This is a genomic window from Candidatus Symbiopectobacterium sp. NZEC135 (genome assembly GCF_025962695.1).
This window is the reverse complement of record NZ_JAGFPF010000136.1, coordinates 1-3,968: the sequence shown is the minus strand read 5'-3', so window position 1 is coordinate 3,968 and position 3,968 is coordinate 1. Positions and strand designations below refer to the sequence as shown.

Sequence of the window (3,968 nt, the reverse complement as noted above, 5' to 3'; positions counted from 1 at the left end):
TTCTCCTGCCCAAGACGCCGCACGCTGTCGTAGGCATCGCGTAATTCCGCCTCGCCGTGACACACGCGCATGCCGATACCGCCACCGCCCGCGGTGCTTTTCAGCATCACCGGATAGCCCACCGCCTGTGCGGCAGACAGCGCCTCATCGATATCCGCCAGCAGCGCAGAACCTTCCAGCAGTGGCAGCCCGCGCTCCTTCGCCAATGCCCGTGCCGTATGCTTCAGGCCGAACAGACGCAGTTGTTCGGGCGTCGGCCCGATAAACGCGAACCCTTCCCGCTCACAGGCTTGGGCAAACGCGGCATTTTCCGACAGAAAACCGTAGCCGGGATGAATAGCCTCGGCACCGCTTTGACGCGCGGCACGCAGTATTTTATCGACTGCCAGATAGGTGTGCGTCGCCGGACCCTCACCCAATAACACGGCAATATCGGCATGCTGCACATGCAGGCTGGCACTGTCCGCGTCGGCGTACACCGCCACATTGCCCACCGCAAGTTCGCGCAGCGTGCGTTGAATACGACAGGCGATCGCTCCACGGTTGGCGATTAAGACCTTGTTAAACATGTGAGATACTCTCGGCAATGGCGGGCCGTCCCGCCATGAAACGTGGCACCATGGTCGTCCATGGCGGGCATAAATCAGTTACGCCTTGTTGAAGGTATGCAATGCGCTGATTTATGCGATAAAAAAACGTTTGTATTGCTGTTCACTTGTCGATGTATCTACCGGCAAGCGTGCCGCGTAGTGGCATGCCCGTGCCGTCACCAATCGGGCCACACCGTCTACCATCACCATGACACTGCGCCGTATCACGCCCATACCAGCACCTCGACCGGCGTAGGATCCCAGCCGTTACAGGGGTTGTTTAACTGAGGGCAGTTGGATATCAGCACCACCACATCGGTTTCCGCGCGCAGTTCCACATATTTACCCGGTGCGGAAATGCCGTCCTCAAACGTCAATCCCCCCGCCGGTGTCGCGGGTACATTCATAAAAAAGTTGATGTTGGCAGCGATATCACGTTTGGAGAGGCGGCCATCGTGCCCGCAGGCGCACAAAAAGTTGTCGCGGCAACTGTGCATATAGCGCGTCTCCACGCCATAGCGCACCGTATTGCTCTCCTGCGCGCAGGCCCCGCCCAGCGTGTCATGACGTCCACAGGTATCGGCAACAATCGACAGCAGTGGGTTGCCCAGATTGGAGTAAAGTACGCTGCCGGTGGTGAGATAAAGGTTATTCTGGCGACGCAGCGTGCGCTGCGCGTCGTAGCGTTCACGCAGATTGGCGGCGGCATAGAACAGCGTATCGGCCGCCTGATTGCCTTGCAGATCCAACAGGCGCAAGGTTTGCCCCTGTTTAACATCACACACATAGGGTTCGCCCGCAGGGATAGTATGACGCCACAGCGCCTGCTCCGGGTGTTTCTGGCTGGCGGTCATGTTCATCGTGCGGCTCCCTGAAGAAATAAACGATCGGTGTTATGAAACGCGCGCGTATTCTCCGCGCACGCCTGACGGCACACCTGCGCGATGGCATCGTCACCGATGTGATACCAACTCAGTTCAACCGGCTTGGGTGCGTAGTGTGGATGGGGATCGAGTGGATGTTGCAGCGCGGTAAGCACCACCAGCGTATCCATCGGGGCATAGAGTTCGAGGTAATCCCCCGCTCGGCTATTGTGCGGCTGGAAAGCAAACGGGCCGTTGGGATCCACCGTCACTTTGCTGAACAGGTTGAGCACCATCAGCAGGTCTTCCAGCCCGAGATTCCATTTGCCCATTTCCACCAGCAGGTTATCTGCGCCATTGCGGTAAAACCCATTACGCTGCTCCTGATAGCGACCCTGACCGTATTTTTCGTTGACCTCAGCGGCGTTCAGCACGCCGCCCAGGCCATCGTGCCAGCCACAGGTGTCTTCGGTGATCGCCGCCAGCACCCGTCCCATATCGGAATAGAGACAGTGACCCGCCGTCAGCTTGGCGGTGTGCTGCCCCTTAAAGGTATCGGGCAAGTTCAGCCGTTCGCTATGCGCGGTGGCGTTGAACAGCAGCAAGCTGACATTCGCGTCGCCTTGCAAATCGGTGATGCGCAGTTGCTGACCGCGCGGCAGAACAAAAGAGGTATGCCCGCCGCCAGGCACCGTTTCCTGGTATAACGCGGCAGTGGTTATCGACGTCATGCTATGTCCTTATCAGGGAAAAGCGCGGACGCCACCGTCGCAGAGACGGGCGTCAGTCGCTCAGAATTCAGGGGAATGTCGTAGGTAATGCGTGCGCCGTAGGCGTTAGGGGCTTGCGGGTCGTTCCGCACCTTGTCAAATACCAACAGGCGAGTGCCGAGGCTGAAACCCTCAGAGAGATCGTGCGTCACCATAAACACCGTCAGCCCGGTTTCACGCCACAACTCCAGCAGCAGCGCGTGCATATCCTTGCGGATACCGGGATCCAGCGCGCCAAAGGGTTCATCCAGCAGCAGGATACGCGGCTGCATGATAAACGCCTGCGCAATCGCCAGCCGCTGTTGCATGCCGCCGGAGAGCTGCCCCGGATAGCGATCCAGCGCATGGCCCAGCCCGACGCGGTGCAGCATCTGCGCGGCGGCCTCACGCGCCTCACGTTTGCGGCGACCAAAGAAACGGCCAAGGAAGCGCGCATCGCGCAGCTCAAGACCGATGGCAACGTTATCCAGCACACACAGGTGCGGAAACACCGAGTAGCGCTGGAACACCACGCCGCGCGTAATGTCCGGTTCTTGCGCCAACGGCTTTCCTTCCAACAACAGACTGCCGCGACTCGGTGCCTCCTGCCCCAGCAGTAAGCGTAAAAAGGTGGATTTGCCGCAGCCGGAAGCGCCCACCAGCGTACAAAACTCACCCTGCGTAATGGTCAGGTTGAGCCGTTCCAACACCACGTGGTCGCCGTAGGTTTGCCACAGGTTAACGATTTGGATATAGCTCATGCGCGCCCCCCTTCCACCGACCACGGGAAGCAGCGTCGATTCAGGTAGCGCAGGGCATAGTCCATCAGCCATGCCAGCAGCGTAATCCACACCACATAGGGCAGAATCACATCCATCGCCAGATAGCGCCGCACCAGAAAAATACGGTAGCCCAGACCTGCCGTAGCAGAGATAGCCTCAGCCGAAATCAGGAACAGCCAGGCAGAGCCGATCATCAACCGCAGCGACACCAACAGACGCGACAGCAATTGCGGCAGCACCACGCGCAACAGCAGCGTCCAGCTGTTTGCCCCCAGCGTTTGTGCCTTGATCAGTAATTCGACCGGGATCTCGCGCGCACGCTGCTCCAGATCGCGCGCCAGAATCGGCGTAATGCCAATCACGATCAGCATCACCTTCGACAGCTCATCCAAACCAAACACAATGAACAGGATGGGCAGGATAGCCAGCGGCGGCACCATCGACAGCACGGTCATCAGCGGTGAGAACGTGGCGTTGAACAGCGGAAAAATACCGGTTGCCATCCCGACACAGAGCCCCAGCAACGCGGCAATGCCCAGCCCAAGAGCGAGCCGCGTCATGCTGGCTGCGGTATCGCTCCACAGCAGATAGTCACCGCTGCGTTTGTCCGCCGTAAAGGCAACGCGTTCTATCGCCTCGACCATTTGGTAGCCACTGGGCAACAGCTTGTCGCCGGGGTTTTCCGCTAAACGCAGCGCCGACCCCATGAAATAGGCGGCCAGCAGCAGAATAAACGGCAGCAACATCAAGACAATCCGACCGCCGCGCTGCGGGTGACGATTAATCAAACGCATCCGGTTTCTCCCCTGGCGTACATCGCGTTATGGCAGCAAAGCCTGTTGAACATAAGCATCGTCAAAACGCAGTTTGATGTTGCTCGGGTTGCCGACCACCACGCCACCGGGAAACGCGATACCGACCGCATCCGCGCTGCGTGCGCCTTCGCCCAGCAAGCCTTTATCAAAGGAGAACTGCGCGACGCGC

6 protein-coding genes and 1 pseudogene are annotated in these 3,968 nt (G+C 59.1%); all 7 read right to left on the bottom strand.

Annotated elements, in window-relative coordinates; genetic code table 11:
* The coding region (locus J5224_RS23790) for a biotin carboxylase N-terminal domain-containing protein (RefSeq protein ID WP_319802477.1) at positions 1-569 on the bottom strand (569 nt) is incomplete at its 3' end.
* A gap of 111 nt (positions 570-680) precedes the next feature.
* Positions 681-824, bottom strand: a complete 144-nt coding sequence (locus J5224_RS23785; protein WP_264627701.1) for a hypothetical protein — start codon at positions 822-824, stop codon at positions 681-683.
* On the bottom strand, positions 815-1,450 hold the full coding sequence (locus J5224_RS23780) for an urea amidolyase associated protein UAAP2 (protein WP_264627700.1): 636 nt from the start codon (positions 1,448-1,450) through the stop codon (positions 815-817). Before J5224_RS23780 ends, J5224_RS23785 begins: the two co-directional genes overlap by 10 nt.
* A complete protein-coding gene (locus J5224_RS23775) occupies positions 1,447-2,184 on the bottom strand; it encodes an urea amidolyase associated protein UAAP1 (RefSeq protein WP_264627699.1) in 738 nt (245 codons plus the stop codon). Before J5224_RS23775 ends, J5224_RS23780 begins: the two co-directional genes overlap by 4 nt.
* Positions 2,181-2,963, bottom strand: a complete 783-nt coding sequence (locus J5224_RS23770; RefSeq protein ID WP_264627698.1) for an ABC transporter ATP-binding protein — start codon at positions 2,961-2,963, stop codon at positions 2,181-2,183. The genes J5224_RS23775 and J5224_RS23770 overlap by 4 nt, the downstream gene beginning before the upstream one ends.
* The gene (locus tag J5224_RS23765; protein ID WP_264627697.1) at positions 2,960-3,778 is read right to left on the bottom strand and encodes an ABC transporter permease; all 819 of its coding nucleotides are present in this window, start codon (positions 3,776-3,778) and stop codon (positions 2,960-2,962) included. The genes J5224_RS23770 and J5224_RS23765 overlap by 4 nt, the downstream gene beginning before the upstream one ends.
* A gap of 27 nt (positions 3,779-3,805) precedes the next feature.
* Positions 3,806-3,968 (bottom strand): annotated as a pseudogene (locus tag J5224_RS23760) (lipid kinase); the annotation flags it as partial.